Origin of the sequence: Xanthomonas indica (genome assembly GCF_040529045.1) — a bacterium.
GTDB lineage: Bacteria > Pseudomonadota > Gammaproteobacteria > Xanthomonadales > Xanthomonadaceae > Xanthomonas_A > Xanthomonas_A indica.
The window spans coordinates 3772757-3794423 of the sequence record NZ_CP131914.1 but is presented as its reverse complement, the minus strand read 5'-3'; the positions used below and the strand labels follow the sequence as shown (position 1 = coordinate 3794423).

20 protein-coding genes are annotated in these 21667 nt (G+C 69.0%); 8 read left to right on the top strand and 12 right to left on the bottom strand.

The features are described from left to right. Positions 1-282: 282 nt before the first annotated feature. Positions 283-2130, top strand: coding sequence for a S8/S53 family peptidase (locus tag Q7W82_RS16480; RefSeq protein WP_242159381.1), 1848 nt, complete (start codon positions 283-285; stop codon positions 2128-2130). A gap of 259 nt (positions 2131-2389) precedes the next feature. Here Q7W82_RS16480 and Q7W82_RS16475 read toward each other — a convergent pair whose 3' ends face one another. Next, the gene (locus tag Q7W82_RS16475) at positions 2390-4204 is read right to left on the bottom strand and encodes a DUF885 domain-containing protein (protein ID WP_242159380.1); all 1815 of its coding nucleotides are present in this window, start codon (positions 4202-4204) and stop codon (positions 2390-2392) included. A gap of 309 nt (positions 4205-4513) precedes the next feature. On the opposite strand from Q7W82_RS16475, the gene Q7W82_RS16470 reads away from it, so the two are divergent. Continuing rightward, positions 4514-5341 (top strand): DUF4349 domain-containing protein, encoded by an 828-nt coding sequence (locus Q7W82_RS16470; RefSeq protein ID WP_242159379.1) that lies wholly within the window; start codon positions 4514-4516, stop codon positions 5339-5341. Between the two features lie 371 nt (positions 5342-5712). On the opposite strand, the gene Q7W82_RS16465 is transcribed toward Q7W82_RS16470, so the two are convergent. The 5 genes from Q7W82_RS16465 to Q7W82_RS16445 all read right to left on the bottom strand — a co-directional run bounded on the left by Q7W82_RS16465 (position 5713) and on the right by Q7W82_RS16445 (position 9892). After that, positions 5713-6006 (bottom strand): hypothetical protein, encoded by a 294-nt coding sequence (locus Q7W82_RS16465; protein ID WP_242159378.1) that lies wholly within the window; start codon positions 6004-6006, stop codon positions 5713-5715. Positions 6007-6072: 66 nt separating this feature from the next. Beyond that, positions 6073-7506, bottom strand: a complete 1434-nt coding sequence (locus tag Q7W82_RS16460; protein WP_242159377.1) for a DUF2867 domain-containing protein — start codon at positions 7504-7506, stop codon at positions 6073-6075. A 30-nt stretch (positions 7507-7536) separates the two neighbouring features. Then, a complete protein-coding gene (locus Q7W82_RS16455) occupies positions 7537-7851 on the bottom strand; it encodes a metalloregulator ArsR/SmtB family transcription factor (protein WP_242159376.1) in 315 nt (104 codons plus the stop codon). Positions 7852-8009: 158 nt separating this feature from the next. Continuing rightward, positions 8010-8789 carry a response regulator gene (locus Q7W82_RS16450; protein ID WP_242159375.1) on the bottom strand — a complete coding sequence of 260 codons (780 nt, stop codon included), beginning with the start codon at positions 8787-8789 and terminating at the stop codon, positions 8010-8012. Further along, positions 8786-9892, bottom strand: a complete 1107-nt coding sequence (locus Q7W82_RS16445) for a histidine kinase (protein WP_242159374.1) — start codon at positions 9890-9892, stop codon at positions 8786-8788. The genes Q7W82_RS16450 and Q7W82_RS16445 overlap by 4 nt, the downstream gene beginning before the upstream one ends. Before the next feature lie 210 nt (positions 9893-10102). On the opposite strand from Q7W82_RS16445, the gene Q7W82_RS16440 reads away from it, so the two are divergent. After that, positions 10103-10489: a hypothetical protein gene (locus Q7W82_RS16440; RefSeq protein WP_242159373.1), complete on the top strand. Its 387-nt coding sequence runs from the start codon at positions 10103-10105 to the stop codon at positions 10487-10489. Positions 10490-10787: 298 nt separating this feature from the next. On the opposite strand, the gene Q7W82_RS16435 is transcribed toward Q7W82_RS16440, so the two are convergent. Beyond that, a complete protein-coding gene (locus Q7W82_RS16435; RefSeq protein ID WP_242159372.1) occupies positions 10788-11729 on the bottom strand; it encodes a LysR substrate-binding domain-containing protein in 942 nt (313 codons plus the stop codon). A 214-nt stretch (positions 11730-11943) separates the two neighbouring features. On the opposite strand from Q7W82_RS16435, the gene Q7W82_RS16430 reads away from it, so the two are divergent. Then, complete coding sequence (locus Q7W82_RS16430; protein ID WP_242159371.1) at positions 11944-12870, top strand: DMT family transporter; 927 nt, start codon at positions 11944-11946, stop codon at positions 12868-12870. Between the two features lie 97 nt (positions 12871-12967). Then, positions 12968-13591 (top strand): DinB family protein, encoded by a 624-nt coding sequence (locus Q7W82_RS16425; protein ID WP_353949493.1) that lies wholly within the window; start codon positions 12968-12970, stop codon positions 13589-13591. A gap of 30 nt (positions 13592-13621) precedes the next feature. Here Q7W82_RS16425 and Q7W82_RS16420 read toward each other — a convergent pair whose 3' ends face one another. Together Q7W82_RS16420 and Q7W82_RS16415 are read right to left on the bottom strand one after the other, a co-directional pair. Continuing rightward, positions 13622-14542, bottom strand: a complete 921-nt coding sequence (locus Q7W82_RS16420; protein WP_242159369.1) for a peptidylprolyl isomerase — start codon at positions 14540-14542, stop codon at positions 13622-13624. 98 nt (positions 14543-14640) lie between these two features. Then, the gene (locus Q7W82_RS16415) at positions 14641-16419 is read right to left on the bottom strand and encodes an XVIPCD domain-containing protein (protein WP_242159368.1); all 1779 of its coding nucleotides are present in this window, start codon (positions 16417-16419) and stop codon (positions 14641-14643) included. A 171-nt stretch (positions 16420-16590) separates the two neighbouring features. On the opposite strand from Q7W82_RS16415, the gene Q7W82_RS16410 reads away from it, so the two are divergent. Then, positions 16591-16956 (top strand): PadR family transcriptional regulator, encoded by a 366-nt coding sequence (locus tag Q7W82_RS16410; RefSeq protein WP_242159367.1) that lies wholly within the window; start codon positions 16591-16593, stop codon positions 16954-16956. Next, a complete protein-coding gene (locus tag Q7W82_RS16405; RefSeq protein WP_242159366.1) occupies positions 16953-17882 on the top strand; it encodes a sensor domain-containing protein in 930 nt (309 codons plus the stop codon). The genes Q7W82_RS16410 and Q7W82_RS16405 overlap by 4 nt, the downstream gene beginning before the upstream one ends. Positions 17883-17933: 51 nt before the next feature. On the opposite strand, the gene phaZ is transcribed toward Q7W82_RS16405, so the two are convergent. After that, the gene (gene phaZ / locus Q7W82_RS16400; protein ID WP_242159365.1) at positions 17934-19244 is read right to left on the bottom strand and encodes a polyhydroxyalkanoate depolymerase; all 1311 of its coding nucleotides are present in this window, start codon (positions 19242-19244) and stop codon (positions 17934-17936) included. A gap of 63 nt (positions 19245-19307) precedes the next feature. Beyond that, the gene (locus tag Q7W82_RS16395) at positions 19308-19913 is read right to left on the bottom strand and encodes a class I SAM-dependent methyltransferase (RefSeq protein WP_010344055.1); all 606 of its coding nucleotides are present in this window, start codon (positions 19911-19913) and stop codon (positions 19308-19310) included. An 81-nt stretch (positions 19914-19994) separates the two neighbouring features. Here Q7W82_RS16395 and Q7W82_RS16390 point away from each other — a divergent pair, with 81 nt between their 5' ends. Then, positions 19995-20450 (top strand): CopD family protein, encoded by a 456-nt coding sequence (locus Q7W82_RS16390; protein WP_019797166.1) that lies wholly within the window; start codon positions 19995-19997, stop codon positions 20448-20450. 171 nt (positions 20451-20621) lie between these two features. On the opposite strand, the gene Q7W82_RS16385 is transcribed toward Q7W82_RS16390, so the two are convergent. Then, entirely contained in the window at positions 20622-21581 is a 960-nt protein-coding gene (locus Q7W82_RS16385; protein WP_242159364.1) for an acetyl-CoA carboxylase carboxyltransferase subunit alpha, read from the bottom strand. Positions 21582-21667 lie beyond the last annotated feature (86 nt).

Genomic DNA, 21667 nt, shown 5'->3' with positions numbered 1-21667 from the left:
GGTGCGTCGTGCCGTGGGGGCAGGCGCGTCATGCAGCGTGCATGGGCGCACGATTGCGGCGTTGCATCGCGGCCTCGGTGCCCACTTCATGGCGGCTTGCCGGCGCTGCCGCGGCGATGCGACGAATGCGCGGACTGTGATGCACAGCGTGCAGCGTCTGCCTGAGTAGACGATGTCGCCCGTGCGGTAGGGGAGGTGCGCGCGCCCCTCGTCCTTGATGGATGGAACCCCCTGTTCCGGTGTCCCGACGAGCGGGGCATCCCCCAGTCAAAGGATGAGTCCATGAAGAAGACATCGACCGAACTGCTGCTGGCTGCGTTGCTGGCGAGCCTGGCCGTCGCCTCCGCGCACGCGCAGCCGCACGCGACGGGCGGCGGCAAGTTCCCGGCCAAGCGCACGTTGCAGGAAGCGACCCTGCCGCGCACCGACACCCAGGGGCGGCGCCTGTACGCGATCGACCTCAACCCGTTCGTGCTGCAGGAGACCACGCGCCTGTATGCCAAGTCCCGTCCCTCGGACTACCGCACGCTCGACCCGGCGATCCGCGCGCACGAGAACAGCACCGGCATGGTCCACTTCGCCGACCAGATCGCGCAGCTGCCGGGAGTGAAGATCGAGCGGGTGCTGTCCACGGTCTCCAGCACCGTCTATGCCTGGATGCCGGAGCGCACCGCGGCACAGGTGCTCAAGGCCGACTGGGTGGTGTCGGTGCGCGGGGTCGAGGCGGCGCACGCCACGTTCTCCGCCGCGGGCGACATCGTCAATGGCGGCGAGATCACCTCGTGGGCGCTGCCGTATACGCAGACCAACGATGGATTCACCACCTCCAATCCCGCCTATCTGCTGGATGCGGTGCTGGACAATCCGCCACATTCCGAGCTCAACGTGGTGTATCGACAGGATTTCCCGACGCTGTCGCCCAACCCGCTGCACAGTACGGCGACGGCCGGCCTGATCGGTGCCAGGCAGAACGGGCAACTGGTGCGCGGCGTCAATCCTGGTCAGCCGATCAAGGCGTTCGGCCTTGCCGATCTGAACGAAAGCACGGTGGCCACGGCGCTGGATGCGGCAGTGCGCTACGCCGAAGCGTCGGGTGAATTCGCCGTCCTGAACATGTCGTTCAATCAGAGCCCGGGCGGGACGTACAACCCGTTCAACGCTAGCAATCGCTGGGGCCGTCGGATGCGCGCGGCGAGCAATCGCTTCTTCATCACCCAGTCGGCGGGCAATGCCTACAGCGTCGGGCTCTCGCCGCAGGAGCAGGACGCGTGCAAGGTGGCGTTCGGCTACATCGATCCGCAGACCCAGCAGGGAGCCGCACGCGACATGGACGGCATCGTCGTGGTCGGCGGCTTGCAGCGCGACGGCGCGCGCTTCGGCGGCGCCCAGAACAGCGATCGCTGGGGTGGCTACGCCAAGGGATCGACGGTCGGACCCTGCATCGAGGCCTGGGCGCCCGCACACGAGATCACCAACCTCATTTACGACGGCGGCACCGAAGCAGTCTCAGGCACCTCGTTCGCCGCGCCGATCGTCGCCGCGATCGCCTCGCGCTACGGCAACACCCAGACCCGGCCGATCGAGCGCGAGGCCTACATCAAGGCCGGCCTGAGCAACACCGGCTACAGCGAGGCGGGCCTGCCGCTGCGCAAGGTGCAGTACGTGGCGCCGTCCTCGCTCAACCTGATCAAGCGCCTGCCGATCGTCGGTGCGACCTCGCCGACCAATTCGGACAACCTGGCCTCGCTGTACGACGGTCGCTTCTTCAGCGACACCGACTACTGGAACGCGCGCACCAACTGGGGTAGCGTCACCGTAAACCTGGGGCAGACGCGCAAGGTCACCGGCGTGCGCATCACCGTGCGCACCGCGGCCAGCGAGACCACGGGCACGCCGCAGCCGATCGACTTCGCCGTCTCCGCCGGCCGGCATGGCGCGGTGTTCGGCGGCAGCACCAATCCCGGACCGGTGTACTTCGACAACCCGCAGTACTACACCGAGCCCGACCAGTCCGACGTGGCACCGGTGTACATCGCCTTGAATGGAAGCAGCGCCCAGTACCTGAAGATCGAGGCGAACAACCTGTACTCGTGGTTGGCGTACTCGGAAATCGAGGTCTACGGCGAGTGAGCAGTGCCGGCGCCGCCGCTGAATGCGGCGGCGTCGGGCAACGCCTTCGCTGCTGCGTCCGCCTCGGGTTGACGCGGTCTCGGTGTGCCGCAGCGCGATGGCCGCTGCGCGCATGCACGACAACCGCAGCCACACACTCCCGGCTTCGCCGTTTTTCGCCTGCTTCGGCAACCCCCTCATCCGAGGGGGCTCTTCTCCAACTGCCTCAGCGACCGGGACGGGACGTTGCCCATCCCCAATCCCGACTCCCCAATCCCGATTACTTGATCGGCTCGTCCAGCATCAGCTCGCGCACGAACCGCACCGGCGGCGCGCCGTAGGACAGCACCTGGTCGTGGTAGGCCTTGAGGTTGAACTTGGCGCCGAGCTTGTCCTGCATCGCCTTGCGCAGGTCCAGGTGCTCCTGCACGCCGACGAAGTAGGTCGGCAACTGCGCCGAGGTCAGCTGCGCGCGCACCCACTTGCCCTCGGCCTCGCTCTGCTGCTGGAACGTGTCGTGGACCATCAGGTGCAGCGCCTGTTCCTTGCTCCAGCCGTCCACGTGCACGCCCTGGTCGAGCAGCGCATTGGCGATGCTGCGCAGGTAGAACTTCAGCTGCACCAGGTGGAACAGCGGATCGTTGTCCAGGTAGCCCTGCTCCTGCATCATCCGCTCGGTATACACCGCCCAGCCCTCGGCGAACACGCCCGAACGCAGCACGCCGCGCAGCGTGGACGGGAACTTGGCCGAGTGCCAGCCTTCCACGTAATGCCCGGGCACGCCCTCGTGGATGCTCAGCAGGTGGATCATGCGGCTGTTGTATTCGCGCAGGAACGAGTCGGCTTGCTGCGCGGTCCAGTCGTCGGGAATCGGCGACACTGCGTAGAAGGTCTTCAGGTTCTTGTCCAGCGGACCGGGCGAATCGCAGTACGCCACCGCCACGCCGCGCTGGAATTCGGGCATCAGGATGATGTCCACCGGCGCGTCGGGCAGGGTCACCAGGTCCTTCTTGCGCACGAAGTCGGTGGCGTCGGCCAGCGAAGCCTTGGCGGCCTCGACCACCTTGTCGCGTGCGGGATGCTGCGCGTAGGCCAGCTCCAGCGCCGCCTCGATCGCCTTCTGCTGCTGTTCGTCGCTGGGCGCATCGACCAGGGCCGGCGCGCCGGGCTTGTCCTTGAGCACGGTGCGGGCGATGCCGTACATGTCCTGGCGCACGCGCTTGAGTTCGGCGTCGGCGCGCTGCTTGATGTCGGCGCGCGACAGCGAGGAGTTGAGCGCGAACTTCAGCTTCTGATCGTACTTCTCCGCGCCCAGGCGGAAGTCGCCCTTGGCGTTGGGCACCAGGGTCTGGTCCAGCCAGGTCTGCTGCTCGGCCACGGCCTGCTTCAGGCCCTCGATCGCGGCCTGCAGGCGCTGCGCGTCGGCCTGGGGCAGTTCCTGGATGTGCGGGACGATGAAGCTGTCGACGATGCTGAGGATGCCGCGGTTCTGCTTGGCCACGGTCTTGGCGCTGATCTCCGACACGCGCGCCGGGTCCAGGTTGGCGCGCGCCTGCGCGAACAGCGCCGGGATCTTCTCCATGCGCGCGGTGGCCGACTTCAGCCGCTCCGGCAGCGGCGCGAACTCGCGCGCCATCAGCCCGTAGATCGCGCCGCCGGCCAGGCCGTTGTAGACCTGCGGATCGGTCGCCCAGCCCTGCGCCACCTCGCTGTTCCAGATGTCGGACTGCAACTGGTTGCGCAGGATCGCCGCGTCCACCTGGTTCTCGCGCGAGAGCTTGGCGACGTCGAGCTTGTCCAGTTCGGCCAGCAACTGCTTGCTCGCGTCCAGGCTCTTCTGCCGGCCCGCGGCGCTGAGGTCGTCCAGTTCGCTGTCGTAGCGGTGGTCGCCGGTCTGGGTGGCGCCGACCGGGGACAGCTGCATCCAGGTGTCGACGGCGCGCTTGGACAGTGCGGCGAAGCTGGCGTCGGCGGCCGCGTCGGCCGTGGCTGCGGCCTGGCCGGCGGCGGCGTTGCCGGCGGCGGGCGCGTCGGCGGGTTTCTGGCAGCCGGCGAGGGCGGCGAGCAGGGCGGCGGCGAGCAGGTGCTTGCGCATCGGGGTTCCTGGAATGGGTCGATCCGCCAGGGTAGCGCCGGTGCGGCTGCCGGCGCCCCTGCCATTGGATTACCCTGGACGCTTTCGCCGTTCAGGAGCACAGGAATGCAGGACAAGGGACGTTGCCATGACGGTCGTGTCGTGTGCGATCGCTCGTTCGATCCGGAGACCGCCGCGGCGGCTGGCGCGGTCGATGCCGCGCTGCCAGCCGCCACAGCAGCAGGGCGCGCCGCGCCCGCAGGCGCTCGCCCCGGTCTGCCGCCTGCGCGTCGTGACTGGCGTCGCTGGGGCGCCTCCCTGGCACTGATGATGTCGATCGCTGCCTGCAGCCGCGATGGCGAGAGCGCGCGATTGCCGGCCGCCGACCTCTACGCCGCCGATGCCGCCGGGAGTGCTGCCACGGCCGCCGAGGCCGCGGCGCAGGCGGCAGACGCGTCGTTTGCCGCAGCCGCGCCTGGCGAAGAGCATCGTGCCATGGCGACGCTGGCCTACGAGCACGAGGTCAGCGTGGCGCTGCCGGCAGCGCAGATTCCCGCCCGACTCAAGCAGTTGCAGGAAGGCTGCCTGAAATCCAGTTTCGGCGCCTGCACGGTATTGCAGGTCGAACAGCGCGGTGGCGAGCGGCCGCACGGCGAACTGAGCGTGCGGATCGCGCCGGCCGGGGTCGAGCCGTTGATCGCGCAGGCGGGCAAGGATGGCCAGATCGAGAGCCGCACCACCCATGCCGAGGATCTGGCGCAGGCGGTGCAGGACAACGACGCGCAGCGCCAGCGCCTGCAGGCCGAGCAGCGGCGCCTGCAGGAGTTCCAGCAACGCCGCGATCTCAGCGTGGCCGACATGATCGCGCTGTCGGAGAAGCTGGCTGCCGTGGAAACGCAGTTGCTCACCACCAGCCAGGAGGCCGCGCAGCAGCGCCGGCGCCTGGATACGCAGCGGGTGACGTTGACGTTCTCGGCGCCGACCGCCGAGCGTAGCCGCAGCGACATCGGCGATGCGCTGCGCGACAGCGGCGAAATCTTCGCCGGATCGATCGCCTGGGCGATTCGCGCGGTAGTGGGGTTGGCACCGTTCGTGCTGCTCGGCTATGCGCTGTGGCGGCTGATCGCCTGGCGCCGACGTCGGCGTCGTTCCGCCTAGCGGAGGAAGCTGTTCCCGTCCGACGGGATCGGGCGGGAACGGTTGGAGGGGATGCGCGAGCAGCAGTGCTGCCATGTGTTGCCGACGAATGGTGGCACGTCGCCCAGCGGCAGCGGACGATGATGGGTTGCCGGTCGCGGCTGAAGCCGCTCCTACCGTTCTTCTCGTCTGACACCCACGCTTGAGCGACAGCAAAACGACTCCTGCTGGGGCTCGCGATACATTGACTGGGTGCACTGTGGAGGGACTTCAGTCCAGACGCCTTGAAGTCGGTTACCCGGGGCACGGCTGGCGCCGCTGGAAAGCAAGGATGCTGGCCATGGGCATGCCAGGGCGCTGCGTCAGACGGCGCAACGTCCCGCACGCAGGCCTCAGCCTTCGTCCTGTTCGAACTCCACGACCACGTCCAGCTCGAACGCCAGCGCTTCCACCGCCTCGCGCACCTTCTGCGCGGTGGCGGCATTGCCGGCCTCCACCTCCACTTCGTGGGTGCCGGGTCCCTGGTCGTCGGGCAGGCCGGCGGAGCTGGAATCGTCGTCGTCCATGTGCGGCATCAGGTCGTCGATCTCCTCGACGTGTTCGATGCCGTCCAGGCTCGACAGCAGGTTGATGATGGCGCGGGCGTCGTCCTCGCTGCCGGTGATGCGGATGCGGACCTGGGGCATGTGCCTTCCTCTTAGGGGGAAGGCGCAGGCTAGGCAGGCAGCGGCTAAGGCGGGGTGATGACGTGCTCAGCGCAGCGGCACGACCGCGTCCGGCCCGGCGTGCTCGGCCACCGGCAGCAGCAGTGCCTCGGCGGCCGTGCGCAGCAGCGTCGGGGCGATGTAGCGGCGGTGCGCGGCAGCGATCAGTGCCATGTACAGGTGCCCGAAGCGGTTGCGGCACGTCACCCGCGTCTCCAGGCTCAGCTCGGCACTGCCATCGTCGCGCAGCGCCACGCCGACGCAACTGCGGAACAGCAGGTGGCGATCGTCGGCGCCGAGCAGCACCTGCACGCGCTGCGCCTGCGCGGTGGAGGCCTGCGCCAGCACCGGAAAGCGGCCGGCGAACACCTGATCGCGCTGCGGCGACAGCAGCGAGGACACCGGGCAGCCCAGCGGCGAGGTGCGCAGCCGCAACGGCGCGACCAGCAGGTTGCGCAGGCGCATCAGCCAGGTCACCCCACGCGGCGGGTGCTGCAGGAAGCCATCCAGCAACGCTGCCATCAGCGCGTGCGCGCCCAGCGGCCGCAGCGCCTGCGCCGGCACCGTCAGCCGCACGCTGTCCTGGTGGTGATGCACGGGCAGCTGCGGTTCGAGCAGCGAGCCGGGCAGCAACTGTGGCGTCACCCGCGCCCGCGGCAGGCGCGGCGCCAGTGCCGCGAAGCCGGCCGGATGCCGCCAGGCACCCAGCCGCTGCCGCACACGTCCGCTGAGCGCACGCAGGCCCGCGCACCAAGCCAGGCGCCGGCTGCCCGGCGAGGCGGCCAGCGACAGCTGCACCGTCGGCACGGAGAGCGCCTGCGCCTGCGGCGAGGCCAGCAGCGAGGTGACTGCGGGCGGCAGCAGTTCGGTGAGGGTGGCGATGTCGGCGGTGCCGGCCAGCACCTGCGCGCGCACGTCCTCGGCCAGCGTGCCGCCGGCTTCGTCGCTGTGGCAGGACAGGGCGAAGAACGCCGGGTGCCCGGACTGCGCGCGCAGCGGCGCGAACTGGTGCCAGGTGCCGCCGCCGAAGCGCACGCTGAACAGGCAATCGGCGGGCAGTTCGACGTGCCGCAGCGCGGCGAGGAAATGCTGCGGATCCTGCGCCAGTTGCGCCGGCGAGGCGGTGCTGAAACGCAGCAGCGCGCCGCCGCTGCCGGTGATCGCGGTGAACATGCGATGCCCGGCATGGCAATGGAAGGGATGGCCGCCGCTGCCGACCGCGAACGAATACAGCGCGGTGGACTCGCCATTGCCGAAATCGGTGCCGGCCAGGCGCGCCGACGGTTCGTCCAGCGCGTCGCGGAACTGCGGATGCGCGCGCTGGCGCAGGCACGCCTGGGCGATCAGCGGATCGCCGGCACCCACGCCGAGCTGGGCGATCAGAATGACCTCCACCGGCAGGCCGCCGCTGTAGGAGGGCAGGCGCACCGAGGGGAACCCGGTTTGCGCGGCGGCGTGTTCGCTGAGCGGTGCGGCGGTCATCGGCGGACTCCTGTTGCCGGGGCGGAAGGGTCAGGCGGTGCGCTTGGCCTGCCTGCGCGATTCGCGTTTGAGCGGGCCGGCGCTGGGGCAGATCTCGAAGGCGAAACCGCTGAGGGTGTTGACCAGGTTGTCGGGCGTGAGCCGGTACACCACGAACTGGCCGCGGCGCTCGCTCGCCACCAGCCCGGCCGCTTCCAGCACGGACAGGTGCCGCGAGATCGCCGGCGCGCTCATCGCGAAGCGCTGCGCGATCGCGCCGGCGGTGAGTTCCTGCGCCGACAGGTAGGCCAGGATCTCGCGGCGCGGGCGCGAGGCGAGGGCTTCGAAGATGCGATCGATGGACATCGGGGCTTAGCTAATTAACGAATTAGTTAATTAATGACGTGTCGCCTAGTCCATGTCAAGTGTCGAATCGACGCGCTGACGCGGTTTCCCCCATGACGTTCTCCGTCCATGAGGAGAGTCGCTGTCGCAAAAGACGTGACCGGCGAGGTGCGCGCGTTTCAACTTTCCTTGCGTGTGGTGACCAGGCGCAGGAAGGCTTCATGCTGGTAGCGGCTCATGCGCAGTTGCTGCCCCGTCTCCATCGTGACCACGTGGTGGCCGTTGAACCAAGGATGGATCGCCCTGACCCGACGCAGGTTGACGATCGCCGATCGATGCACGCGGGCGAAGTGGCGCGGGTCCAGCCGCGCGGCCAGCGTGGCCATGGTCTCGCGCAGTTCATGGGTGCGGTCGGCCAAGTGGATCAGCACCGTGTTGCGACTGGCCTTGATCCAGACGATGTCCTCGACCGCGACCAGCACCACTGCTTCGTCGACGCGCACCGGAATCCGTTGCAGATAGTCGTCGCGCTGGCGCAGCGCATCCAGGGTCTGCAGAATGCGCGCCTCGGCGAAGGATCCCATGCCGTTGCCGGCGGACAGGCGCCGCTTTGCGCGCTGCAGTGTCTCGGCGAAGCGTTCGCGGTTGAAGGGCTTGACCAGGTAGTCCACTGCATTGGCCTCGAACGCACGCACCGCGTACTGCTCGTAGGCGGTGACGAAGATCGTTGCCGGCATGTTGGCCGCACCGATCGTGGCCACGACGTCCATGCCGGTCAGTGCCGGCATCTGGATGTCCAGGAACACCAGGTCGGGCGAATGGCTGCGGATCGCGATCACCGCAGAGGCGCCATCGCCGCATTCGCCCATCAGTTCGATCTCCGGATCGGCGCGCAACAGCCGCACGATGGCGTGGCGCGCGATCGGCTCGTCGTCGATGACCAGCGCCGTGATACTCATACGGCGACGTGCTCCGGGGCTTCCTCGGCATCCAGTTCGCGGAAGGGCAGCCGGATGCGGCAGGAAACGCCTAGCGGATAGAGCATGTCGAGCCGGATGTCGGCCTTGTCGCCGTAGAGTTCCTTCAGCCGCAGGCGAGTATTGGAGAAACCGATGCCGTGTCCGCTCGCACTTCCGTCTTCCTCCAGCGTACTGTTGCCGTTGCGCACTTCGATGGACAGCGTTTCGCCTTCGCGCCGGCTCTCGATCTCGATGCGGTCGCTGCCGACACGCTGGCCGATGCCGTGGCGGATCGCATTCTCCACCAGCGGTTGCAGCAGCAGGCTGGGCACTGCGCAGTGCAGGGTGCCGGGCGCGACATAGATCTTCGCGCTCAGGCGGTCGCCATAGCGCTTGCGCTGGATGCCGAGATACAGGTCGAGCAGGGCCAGTTCGCGTTCCAGGGTGATTTCCTGGCCGTCGTAGTCTTCCAGAAACGCGCGCAGCAGCTCGCTCAACCGCAGCAGCATGTCCTCGGCGGCGAGTGTGTCTTCGTCCAGCAGGGTGACGATTGCATGCAGCGTGTTGAACAGGAAATGCGGTTGCAGTTGGCTCTTCAGCGCTTGCAGACGCGACTGCGCGAGTTCGGCGGCCAGGCGGCTGGCTTCCACTTCGCGCCGTGCCTTCTCGGCGTGGAAGTGCAACGCTTGCTGGATCGCGAACAAGGTCCAGTAGGTCAACAGCCCGATCGCGAAGTGCTGCTCCAGGAAATACCCCAGTTGTTCGGCGAAACCGCTGGGTTCGAACAGGGGGGAGACCAGTGCGCCGATGACCATCGCGGCAAACGTCACGCACAGGCTCGCGACTGCCTGCGCGCCAAGTCCATGGAAGCGCTGGGCGCCGCGGACAGGGAAGCGTTCGGCGAGCCGGAAGACGGTGGGCGCCAGGAGGGCCCAGCTGTACCACTGGATCAGCGACCACCGGATGAGCACCTCCAGAGGCCACCTGCCGGCAGACGCACCGTTGTTGATGATGTTCTGGAGCATGAACACCATGGCCACCAGCGTCCACAGCGCGATATAGCGCCCCAGGCGGATTTCGGTAGTGCCGAGTCGGACGTTCATCCAGAGGCGGTCGAGGGGGGACGGGCGCATCCTAGGCGCAGCGACACGCCGTGGAAAGCGCCGGTGCGTGCGCACTACGATTGGGAGCGCGAGAGCGACGATTCGTCCCGAATCGATTTGCAGCCGCACGATCACGCGGCCCGATGGGGCGCCGGTACAGGGGAATCTACCCCGTGTGGCTGGCGAATCCTTCCCATCGGAGATCCCGTCATGCCCTCGATCCGTCTCTTTGCCTTCACCGTCTCCCTGTCCGTCGCGACCGCACCTGCGGCCGCCGCCGAACCGGTCCGCTATCTGGAACTCAGCAACCGTGCCTATGACGCGCTGACGTCGCTGGCGGTCGCTGCGCCGGGCAGTGGAGCGTTCCGTGAGGTCGCACTCCACGCGCCGTTGCTGGGCGGTGGCGACGCAGCGACCTTCCCGCTCGCAGGCGCTGCCTGCCGCTACGATCTTCGCTTCACCTTTCGCAACGGACGTTCGATGCTGTATCCGGATGTGGACGTCTGTGCGCACCGGGTGCGCATCCGGCCGCTGCCGCATTCGCAGTCCGGCGGGCATGCGCCGCAGGTCGCTGAGACGGCTGGAACCTCACCTTGAGCTGCGCTTCCGATCGGAGAGCGGCGACGGCGCTTCCTTCTCCCATCGGGACCATGGCCTCCTTTTCGGGGGAAGGCGCCCCGCAGCGGCGGATGAGGGAACGGGCGCAGCCTCGTACATCCAGGCTCCCCGAGTCGCCTTTGCGCAGGACCCTCACCCAACCCCTCTCCCGATCGGAGAGGGGCTTCCGCCCTCTGTGGGAGAGACTTCAGTCCCGACGCGACCCGCCGTGAGACTTAAGGTCTCTGTCGCGCCACCACCTCACTGCGCATTCGCTGCGCACGCACGGCGAAACGAACTAACCCGCCGTCGGCGGCAAGCCGAGCAATTCCGCCGGCAATGCCGGCAGCGGCGTGCGTTCGTCCAGCGCCTCGCGCTTGAGCCAGTCGATGAAGTGGCTGGCGGCCGGGCTGAGCAGGCGGTGGGTCGGATGCACGATGTAGTAGGAATAGCGCGCGGTCAGTGCCGGGCCGGGCAGGCGCACCAGCTCGTAGCGCTGCAGGTAGGGCTGTGCGATGTGCTTGCGCGCCAGCACCGCGCCCACGCCGTACACCGCCGCGCGCATCGCATCGGTGCTGTCGTTGAAGGTGTGCATCGGCGGCAGCGCCACGCCGCGCACGCCGGCGGCGCGGAACCAGTCGCGCCAGCCCTGCGGCGACATGTCGGTGAGCAAGGGCAACTGCGCGATCTGCTCGGGCCGGCGCAGCGTCGCCAGTTGCGGCAAGGCCGGCGAGGCCACCGGGAACAGTGCGTCGTCCATCAGGTGGTGCGAGGTCAGCCCCGGCCAGTCGCCCTGGCCGTAGCGGATGCCGAGCTCGGGGCCGCCCTCTTCGAAGCGCGAGAAGGCGGAGTCGGTCTGGATCTCCAGGCGCACGTGCGGGTAGGCCTGGCAGAAGCGCGGCAGGCGCGGCAGCAGCCAGCAGTATGAGAGCGAGCGCAGCGTGGTCAGGCGCAGCGGCGCGGTGTCGGCCTGCGGATGCAGGTTGCCGGCCACCGCGGCGATATCGGCCAGCGCCGCGCTGGCGGCATCGGCCAGTTGCCGGCCTTCGGCGGTCAGCTTGACCCCGCGCGCGTGGCGCTGGAACAGCGTGGCGCCGAGCAGCGCTTCCAGGCGCCGTACATGGTGGCTGACCGCACTGGCGGTGAGATGCAGTTCCTCCGCGGCATGGGCGAAGTTCTGGTGGCGTGCCGCGGCGGCGAACACGCCAAGCGCGGGCAGCAGGGACGGGCGCAGTTGCACGGTCAGACACGCGGCAGATTTGTGGCTCGCGACGATACTACGCGCTTGTCCGCCGTGTGGCGCAGGACGATGCTGGCAGCCGAACACGACATGCGCGGCGGGCAGCAGCGATCTGGGCGGTGCGGGGGCGCCACCCGGCATCCGCAGCCGGCGGCGGATGCGTGGCGTCGCAGGATCGCTGCGGCGCGTTCCCGGTCGACCGCGAGCCTCCTCCATGCCTACTTCCGACACCTCCCTGCAACCTGGCATCGTCTCCGCCCCTCCCGCGCCCGTAGCCGACGGCGCTGCGTCGCGCGACTGGCGCACGCCGCTGGAATTGGGCTTCCTCGGCGTCGTCTGGGGCTGCTCGTTCCTGTTCATGCGCGTGGCGGCGCCGCAGTTCGGCGCCTACGCACTGGTGGAACTGCGCCTGGCGCTGGGCGCAGCGGTGCTGCTGCCGTTCCTGTGGCTGGCGCGGGCGCGTTTCCCGCTGCGGCGCTGGCCGACCCTGGCGGCGATCGGCGTGCTCAATTCCGCGCTGCCGTTCCTGCTGTTCGCGTGGGGCGCGCAGCATGCGCCGGCGGCGATCGGCGCGATCTGCAACGCGATGACGGTGCTGTTCACTGCGTTGATCGCCTTCCTGTTCTTCGGCGAGCGCATCGGCACCCGCCGCGCGCTGGCCTTGCTGGTCGGCTTCATCGGCGTGCTGGTCTTGGCCACCGGCAAGTCGGCCGGGCTCAGCGTCGGTCCGTCCGCCTTCGCCGGCGCCACCGCCTCGCTGCTGTACGGCATCGGCTACAACCTGGTGAAGCGGCACATGGGCGACCTGCCGCCGGCTGCGTCGGCGGCGGCCACGCTTGGCTGCAGCGCGCTGCTGCTGGCGCCGCTGGCGTGGACGCATTGGCCAACCGCGCCGGTATCGGCGCTGGCCTGGGCCTGTGCGGGCGGCCTGGGCGTGGTCTGCACCGGCCTGGCCTACCTGATGTACTACCGGCTGATCCAGCGCATCGGCCCGGCCCGCGCTTCGACCGTGACCTACCTGATCCCGGTGTTCGGCGCGCTGCTGGCCTGGTGGTTCCTGGGCGAGCCGTTGACCTGGACCATGCTGCTGGCCGGTGCGCTGATCCTGGGCAGCGTCGCCTTCAGCCAGCGCGCGCGGTAGGGCCTGGCATCCAGTCCCTGGCCACATCGCCGGTTGGCTTGGGCCTGCCAGGTGCCGCATGGCGGCGTCGTAACGCGAGCGCAGGTCCGCGGACGCGATGGCCGATCCGCAGAGAGCAGGCGTGGGTGAGATGCAGGATACTGGCGCGGACGCGTGGTGCCGCCGCAAACGCCGCGTGGCACGACCACCTGGCCTGGAGGACGACGCAATGACCGATTCCCTGCTCGCATCGCAGTTCGCTTTCAAGGCGTGGGCCAACGCCGAGATGCTGCAGGCGCTGGCGCAGATCGATGCGGCCGCGTATCCGGCGCAGCGTCAGCGTGCGATCCGGCTGTTGAACCACACCTACGTGGTGGACCGGATCTTCGCCGCACACCTGGAGGGCGGCACCCATGCATTCACCGCGAGCAACACGCCGCAGACGCCGGAACTGGAGGCGCTGGGCGCGGCCGTGATCGAATCGGACCGGTGGTATGCCGACTATGTCGCCCGGCTCGACGCGCCCGCCTTGCAGCAGACGCTGGCGTTCCGTTTCACCGATGGCGACACCGGCCGCATGAGCCGCCAGGAAATGCTGTTCCACGTGCTCGCGCATGGCGCCTTCCACCGCGGCAACATCGCCATGCTGCTGACTGAGTGCGCCGTGGAGCAGCCGCGCGAACTGTTCACCCGCTTCCTACACGCGCAGCAGCCGCAGCGGCGCGGCGTCGGCGGCGCCTGAGCGCGCGCCGTCCGGCGCGCGCATGACGCGTCACTTCGGCGGCGCGCGCACCGGCAGCGGCACGTTGCACAGGTCGATGTGCCCGGCCGGGCGCTTGTAGAACGCGTCGCGGCGATTGCGCCGCGCCTCGGCCACCTCGCGGAAGGTGCGGGTATCGGTACGCAGCAGTTGCAGCGGGGTGCGCTCTGCTTCCGGCACGTCGCTGGCCAGGCGGATTGCGCGGATCGGCGTGCGCTGCTCGGGTTTTTCGTAGAAGCCCATCGGGTCCGGCCCGCGCGGGATCACGCTGAGCAACTCCATGCCCTTGACCACGCGGCCGACCACGGTGATGTTGCGGTCCAGTTGCCGCGGCGACTGCCCGGTGACCACGTACAGTTCGGCGCCGATGCTGCTGTCTTCGTCGTTGTTGCGGCCGGCACCCACGGTGCCGTAGCAATGCGCCAGCCAGGCGGTGCCGGCCTTGGGATCGCGCGCCACCGGAAAGCCGTCGACGAAGCCCACCTGCGGCGCCCAGCCGTCGCGGTCGGGCAGGGGCTGGAACGCGAGGCCGGCGGCGGGTCGCTGGAACTCGGCGGGCAGATGGGTCTTGGCGCTGCCCAGCGACTTGGCCTTGCCCGGCTCCTCGCCATCGGGGTCGCCGAACTGCACCACGAAATTGTCCTGCGAGCGGTAGATGCTCAGGCCGTCCCAGAAGTGCTCGTGGGCCAGGGTACGGATGTTGCCGACGTGCTGCGGCGCGAACGCCGGCGCCAGCTCGATGATCACCCGGCCGGTGTCCAGCTCCAGGTACAGCGTGTTGGCCGGATCCAGCGTGCGCCAGTCGCTGGGCTTTGAGGCGTCCAGGATCTGTTGCGGGCTGCGGTACGGCACGGCCGGCGGTGGTGCTCCCGCCCATGCGGCGGAGGCGGACAGCGACAACGCGAGGGCGAGCAGAGAAGTGCGCAGCGGCATGAGGGCGGCCCGGTCGGTGAGCGCTCGATTCTCACCGAAGCGGTGGCCGCTGCCAATGCGCCGGCGGCGCGGCGCGATCGCCGTGCCACCGGCAGCGCCTACGACAGCGCGCGCCTCTGCGGTTCCTGCATGTCCGGCATCGGAGCCTGATTCGGCGTCGGCGGCAGCGCGGCCAGTTGCCTGGCGCTTTCCGCGGCCGGGATGGTTGCCGCCTGCGCAGCGTCCACGTAGGCCACGCGCTTGTCGGCGGACATCGGGTCGCCCTGTACCGCGAACACGCGGCCGTTGTCGTTGCGCAGCACGTGATCGACCTGGGTCAGGCCATCGCGCCGCGCCGCCAGCAGCAAGCCGCTCGCGACGTTGGCGTCGTAGGGCGTGAGCTTGCGCGCGATCGCCTGTTGCATCGCCTCTTGCTGCGGATCGGCGGCGGCACGCGCAGCGGGCATGGCGCCGGTACTCGGGGCGGCGCGCGTGGGCGCTGACGGTGATGGCGGGTCGGCGCGGTCGACCTGCGCGTCGATGCGCACCAGGTCGCCGCCCGGCGTGCCGCCGGCGCTGCTGGCCACGCGGAACAGGCGCTCGCTCAGGCCGTACTGGGAATTGCCGAGGTTGCGCGCCAGGCCGATCGCGAAATCCTGCGGACTCTGCTTCTCATACTGTGCGGCCTCATGCGCGGTCATCGGACTGGCCTGGGCGGCGCGCTGGTACTGCTGGCGCAGCGCGTCCATCTGCTGCTCGGAGAAGCGCAGCGTGGCGTTCTGGCCGGCCGCGATCGGCGTATCGGCCGGGGCGGTGTCCTTGCCGGCGAGCGCGGCGTTGAGCAGTTGCGCCTGGTTGTGGTCGACCTTGTCGAAGGTGAACTGGTAGCTGCGTTCGTCCACGCGCTCCTTGCCCGCCGGGTCGAACTGGCGGGTCAGCGTCATCGGCACGTTGCCGGCGTACTGCACCTTGCCGACCACGCTGGAGCTGCCGTCGGCATAGGTGGTGCGCACGTTCTCGCCAGTGTTGCGCTGGCCGCCCAATTCGGCCTTGAACGGGCCCAGGCCGAGCTGGGCGCGGGTCTCCGAACTCATGGTCAGGCTTTCGACCTTCTGCACGTCGCCGACGCCGGGCGCGTTGGCGGCGAGCTTGCCGCTGGCCAGGAACGCGCGGTACGCGGCCTGGGCCTGCGGATCGCGCAGGTCGAAGGTGGCGGTGTTCATGGTCGCCTGGCCGAGCGCATCCTGCCGGCCCAGCATGGCCTGGGCGATGTCGGTCTTCAGCCCCACCGCCTCCAGCCGCTCCACCGCCTGGGTCGGACCGACCGCGACGCGGACGCGATCGGCGTCCAGGCGCTCCACCGCATAGCTCATGCCGGCCGCGTCGGTGCGCTCGCTGGACGTGGCGAAGCCGCGGAACGCCGCTTCCATCGAGGTCTTGGCGAACACCTGGCCATCGAGCTTGACGCGGCCGCCTTCCGGGATGGTCGTGGGGTCGAAGGGATTCACCCGCGCAGCGGCGTCGGCCGTGGCGTCGCCGCGCAGCCGGACTTCGTAGCGGCCGCGCTCGCCGGTGGCCTGGGTCAGGCTGCCGTCGGCGGCCAGGCGACCGGCTTTGAAGTCGCCCTGGATGCGATGGCCCTGGGTGAACTCCATCTCGACGTTGAACACCGTGTCGCCATTTTCCTGCTTGCGCCCGGCGCCGACCTTGCCGGTGTGCACCGCCGCGTATTCCAGCGGGCCGTACTTGGCCTGCGCAGCCGTGCGGCTGTACTCGACCGAGGCCGAACCGGCATCTGGATCGCGCTTGAACGCGCCGGTCGAGAACTGGTTGCCGGAACTGGCGAAGCTGGCCTCGGTGGCCTGCCCGGGCTCTGGGGTGGCGGGCGTCGAACTCATGCGTGACCTCCTGGATGGCATGCACAAAGGAAGGCCACGCAGTGTAGTCAGCGCGGTGTTGCCGAAACGTTTGTCGCCTGGAACGCCGGCTGGGGCGGCGCATATGACCAACGGCACGGGGACTATGTCGAACTCTGCACTAGTATCCACTTCAACCTAGTGAGGGGCGCCATGGTCGAGCCGGATGCGCAGCTGAAGAAATTCCAGAAGGAGCTGAGCGCCGGCACCGTGTCGCTGGCCTTGCTGGCGGTGCTGGCCGCCGCCGAGGCGCCGCTGTACGGCTATCTCATCGCCAAGCGCATGGAGCAGGTGGGCGAGGGCGTGCTCAGCGGCAAGCAGAGCGCGCTGTACCCGGTGCTGCGCAACCTGGAGGCGGCGGGGCTGCTGTCCAGCCATGTCGAACCGTCGGTGGCCGGGCCGCCACGGCGTTACTACCGCATCACCGCGGCGGGCCTGGCCACGCTGCGGCAATGGGCCGCGGCGTGGCGCGCCACCCGCGATTCCGTCGATTCCGTGCTGAAGGGGATTCCAGAATGAGCAGCGCACACACCGCACCGCGGCCCTTGCCGACCACCATTCCCGACTACCTGGCGCAACTGCGCGCGGCGCTAACCGGCGCCGACCCGGCGCTGGTCCAGGACGCGCTGTACGACGCGGAGGAATACCTGCGTTCGGAGCTGGCCGAGCAGCCGGGCAAGAGCGAGGCCGAGGTCATTGCCGGTGTCGCCGGCAGCTACGGCGCGCCCGATGAAGTGGCCGAGATCTACCGCGATACCGAGGTGACGGTGAACCGCGCGCTGAAGCCGCCGGCGCCGCCCAAGCGCAAATCGTTGCTCGGTCGCTTCTTTGGTGTGGCCGCCGACCCGCGCGCCTACGGCAGTCTGTTCTACATGTTGTTGTCGCTGGTCACCGGCATCTTCTACTTCACCTGGGTGGTGACCGGGGTCAGCGTGTCGGCGGGCATGCTGATCCTGATCGTCGGCGTGCCGCTGCTGGTGCTGTTCTTCGGTTCGGTGCGGCTGCTGTCGCTGGTGGAAGGCCGCGTGGTGGAAGTGCTGCTGGGCGAGCGCATGCCGCGGCGGCCGCTGTACAGCGAGCGCACACAACCCTGGCTGCGGCGCATCGGGCAGATGTTCACCGACGCGCGCACCTGGACCACGATGCTGTATTTCCTGCTGATGCTGCCGCTGGGGATCTTCTACTTCACGGTATTCGCGGCCTTGCTGAGTACGTCGCTGCTGATGCTGCTGGCGCCTGCCGCGCTGTTTGCCCCGGATGTCGCGGATCTGACCGTTCATGTCGGTCCGCTGCATTGGATCGGCAGCGAGGCGTGGCTGCCGTTGCTGCTGGTCAGCGTGCTGGGCGCAGCGCTGTTCTTCGTCACCCTGCACCTGTCGCGCGGCTTCGGCAAGGCGCATGGCCTGCTGGCCAAGCACCTGCTGGTGCGCAGCGAGGCGCCCTGATGTCCTGATGCACGATCGCCCGCGGCGGGGTCGCAGCGGGGGAGATGCCGCTCAGCCCGCCTTGCGGCTGCCGCGACGCTTGAGCGGGGTGACGTTGCCGGCCGCCGGCGCGCGGCTGGCGCCGGCGTTGGCGGCGATGAAGCTGCGCACCTGCGGATACACGATGTCGCGCCAGCGGCGGCCGCTGAAGATGCCGTAATGGCCGGCGCCTTGCACTTCCAGGTGCTGGCGGCGCGCGGCGGGGATGCCGGTGCACAGGTCCTGCGCGGCGGCGGTCTGGCCCAGGCCGGAGATGTCGTCCAGTTCGCCCTCGATGCTGAGCAGCGCGGTGTCGCGGATCGCGGCCGGGTCGACGCGTTCTCCGTCGATCACCCATTCGCCGCGCGGCAGCAGGAACTCCTGGAACACCACGCGGATGGTGTCCAGGTAGTAGGTGGCCGGCATGTCCAGCACCGCGTTGTACTCGTCGTAGAAACGGCGGTGCGCCTCGGCGTCCTGCAGGTCGCCCTTGACCAGGTTGGCGTAGAAATCCCAGTGCGACATGAAGTGCCGGCTCGGGTTCATCGCCAGGAAGCCGATGTGCTGCAGGAAGCCCGGGTAGACCTCGCGGCCGTGGCCGGGGTAGGCCGGCGGCACGGTGTGGATGACGTTGTGCTCGAACCAGGACAGCGGATTGCGCGTGGCCAGGTTGTTGACCTCGGTAGGGCTGCGCCGCGCGTCGATCGGGCCGCCCATCATCACCAGCGAACGCGGCGTGGTCTCGCCGCGCCCGGCCATCAGCGACACCGCGGCCAGCACCGGCACGGTCGGCTGGCACACGCTCATCACGTGCAGCGACTCGGCGCCGATGTGGCGGATGAAGTCCTGCACGTAGCGCACGTAGTCGTCCAGGCCGAAGTCGCCGTCGGCCTGCGGCACCATGCGCGCGTCGATCCAGTCGGTGACGTAGACCTTGTGGTCGCGCAGCAGGGTGCGCACGGTGTCGCGCAGCAGCGTGGCGTGGTGGCCGGACAGCGGCGCCACCACCAGCACGGCCGGCTGCTTCTTGAGTCCGTCCACGACCTTGGCGTCGTCGCTGAAGCGCTTGAAGCGCAGCAGGCGGCAGAACGGCTTGCGCAGCACTTCCTGTTCGACGATCGGCAGCGCGTGGCCGTCGACCTCGACATGGTCAAGCGCCCAGGCCGGCTTCTCGTAGTCCTTGCCCAGGCGGTGCATCAACTCGTTGCTCGCGGCCAGGCGCTCGGCGCCGGGCAGCGTCGACCACAGGCTGTTGGGGTCGGAGAAGATCTTGGCGTTGGCTTCGGCCTGGTGCACCCAGGGGGCGAGCAGGTTACGGGTCAGTTCGTGCCACTGGTAGAGCATGCCGGCGTTTCCATCCTGAGCGTATGCTGCCGTGCAGCATAACCCATCCCGGGCATTTGCACCTTAATGGGGCACCAGACCAATCGTCTCCAGCGCCGCCGCATCGCCCGCCAGCGCTGGCGCCAGCCAGCAATGACTGCCCACCGGGCGCAGGCCGAGCGCACCGAACTGGCGCCGGTACCAGCGTGCCGCGCGTGGCTGGAAGCCGGCGTGGTCGCCGTCGAAGTCGTCCTCGGCGGCGAAGGTCTCCAGGAACGCCACCCCGCCGCACAGCTCCACCAGGCCAGGCAGGCCCTGGCGCAGTTCGCGGCTGGGCACGTAGTGCAGCACGTCCGAGCACACCAGCAGGTCCACCGGCGCGCATGGCCGCAGCCAAGCGAAATCGCCGAAGCGCGCCGGGTGCAGGTTGCGGTGGCGGCCGTAGCGGGCGACGGCGTAGTCGCTGCTGTCGAAGCCGAGGTAGCGCAGCTTGGGCCGCAGCTTCAGCAGCGGCGCGCGCCAGGCGCCTTCGCCGCAGCCGATGTCGAGCACGCTGCGGATCGGCCGTTCCAGGTAGTACTCGGCCTGGGCCACGGCGAGTGCGACCTTGCGCGCCAGGCGCGCGGCGTCGCCGATGCCGTCGCGGCGATACCAGCGCTGGAAGTAGTCGGCGTCGTACTGTTTGTCCATGCGGGCGTGTGGTCCGTGCGGGCGCCGGATGAATCGGCGAAAATGGCCGCACATCCTACGCCAGCGACACGGAGCCAGCGCATGCAACTCTACCTGTGGATCAAGTCCCTGCATCTGCTGTTCGTGATCGCGTGGATGGCGGCGGTGTTCTACCTGCCGCGGATCCTGGTCAACATCGCCGAGAGCGCGGGCCAGCCGCAGGTGCAGGAGCGCCTGGCGCTGATGGGGCGGCGCCTGTACCGCTTCGGCCACAGCATGTTCGGCCTGGCGCTGCTGCTGGGGCTCACCCTGTGGCTGGGCTACAAGGTGCTGCCGGACTTCCCGACCATGGTCGCGCCCGGCCACAGCGGCTGGCTGCACGCCAAGCTCGGCCTGGTGGCGCTGATGCTGGCCTACTACATCTTCACCGGCCGCTGGCTCAAGCGCGTGGGGCAGGCGCAGCCACTGCCGTCCTCGCGTGCGCTGCGCCTGTTCAACGAACTGCCGGTGCTGGGACTGCTGGTGGTGATCTGGCTGGTGCTGGCGAAGCCGTTTTGAGTGGGGCTGGGAATGGGGAATGGAGAGACGGGAATGGGTGAAGCGGCGCGACGCTAGCTGTTAGAGCGCGAGCTGGATTCGTCTCGCATGCCACAGCGTCGAGGCGGCCAGCTTGTCCCATTCCCCATTCTCGATTCCCGTTTCCCCCCCGCAGCGGCAACGCCGCTGCGATCACGCCGTCTCGTACGCGCCGTAGCTGCGCAGGCGGGCGTAGCGCTTCTCCAGCAACTGCTCGATCGGCAGCTGTTCCAGTGCGTCCAGTTCGTTGAGCAGGACCGCCTTCAGGCGCTTGGCCATCTGCGTGGGGTTGCGGTGGGCGCCGCCGATCGGTTCGCGGATCACCTTGTCGACCAGGCCCAGCGCGGACAGGCGCTTGGCGGTCAGGCCGAGTTGTTCGGCGGCGTCCTTGGCCTTGGACGCGTCCTTCCACAGGATCGAGGCGCAGCCTTCCGGCGAGATCACCGAGTAGGTGCCGTATTCCAGCATCAGGGTGCGGTCGCCCACGCCGATCGCCAGTGCGCCGCCGGAGCCGCCTTCGCCGATCACGGTGCAGATCACCGGCACCTTCAGTTCGGCCATCTCCAGCAGGTTGCGCGCGATCGCCTCGCTCTGGCCGCGCTCCTCGGCGCCGATGCCGGGGTAGGCGCCGGGGGTGTCGATGAAGGTCAGCAGCGGCAGCTTGAAGCGCTCTGCCAGCTTCATCAGGCGCAGTGCCTTGCGATAGCCCTCCGGACGCGGCATGCCGAAATTGCGCGCGATCTTGCTCTTGGTGTCGCGGCCCTTCTGGTGGCCGATGATCACCACCGCGCGGCCGTCGATGCGGCCCAGGCCGCCGACGATGGCCTTATCGTCGGCGAACGCGCGGTCGCCGGCCAGTTCCTGGAACTCGTCGCAGAACACGTTGATGTAGTCCAGCGTGTACGGACGCTGCGGATGCCGTGCCAGCTGCGAGATCTGCCACGAGGACAGGTCGCGGAAGATCTGCGCGGTACGCACCCGCAGCTTGTCCTCCAGCGCCCCGACCTCGGCGTCGACGTTGACCGCCGGGCCGGTGCTGGCGTTGCGCAGTTCCTGGATCTTGGCTTCCAGATCGGCGATGGGTTGCTCGAAGTCGAGGTAGTTCGGGTTCATTGGAAGCCGTGGTGAACTAAAGGGGGAAGTGTAGCCGAAGCGATGCGGATGGCCCGTACGGGGGGGAACGGGGGGACGAGGCCGGG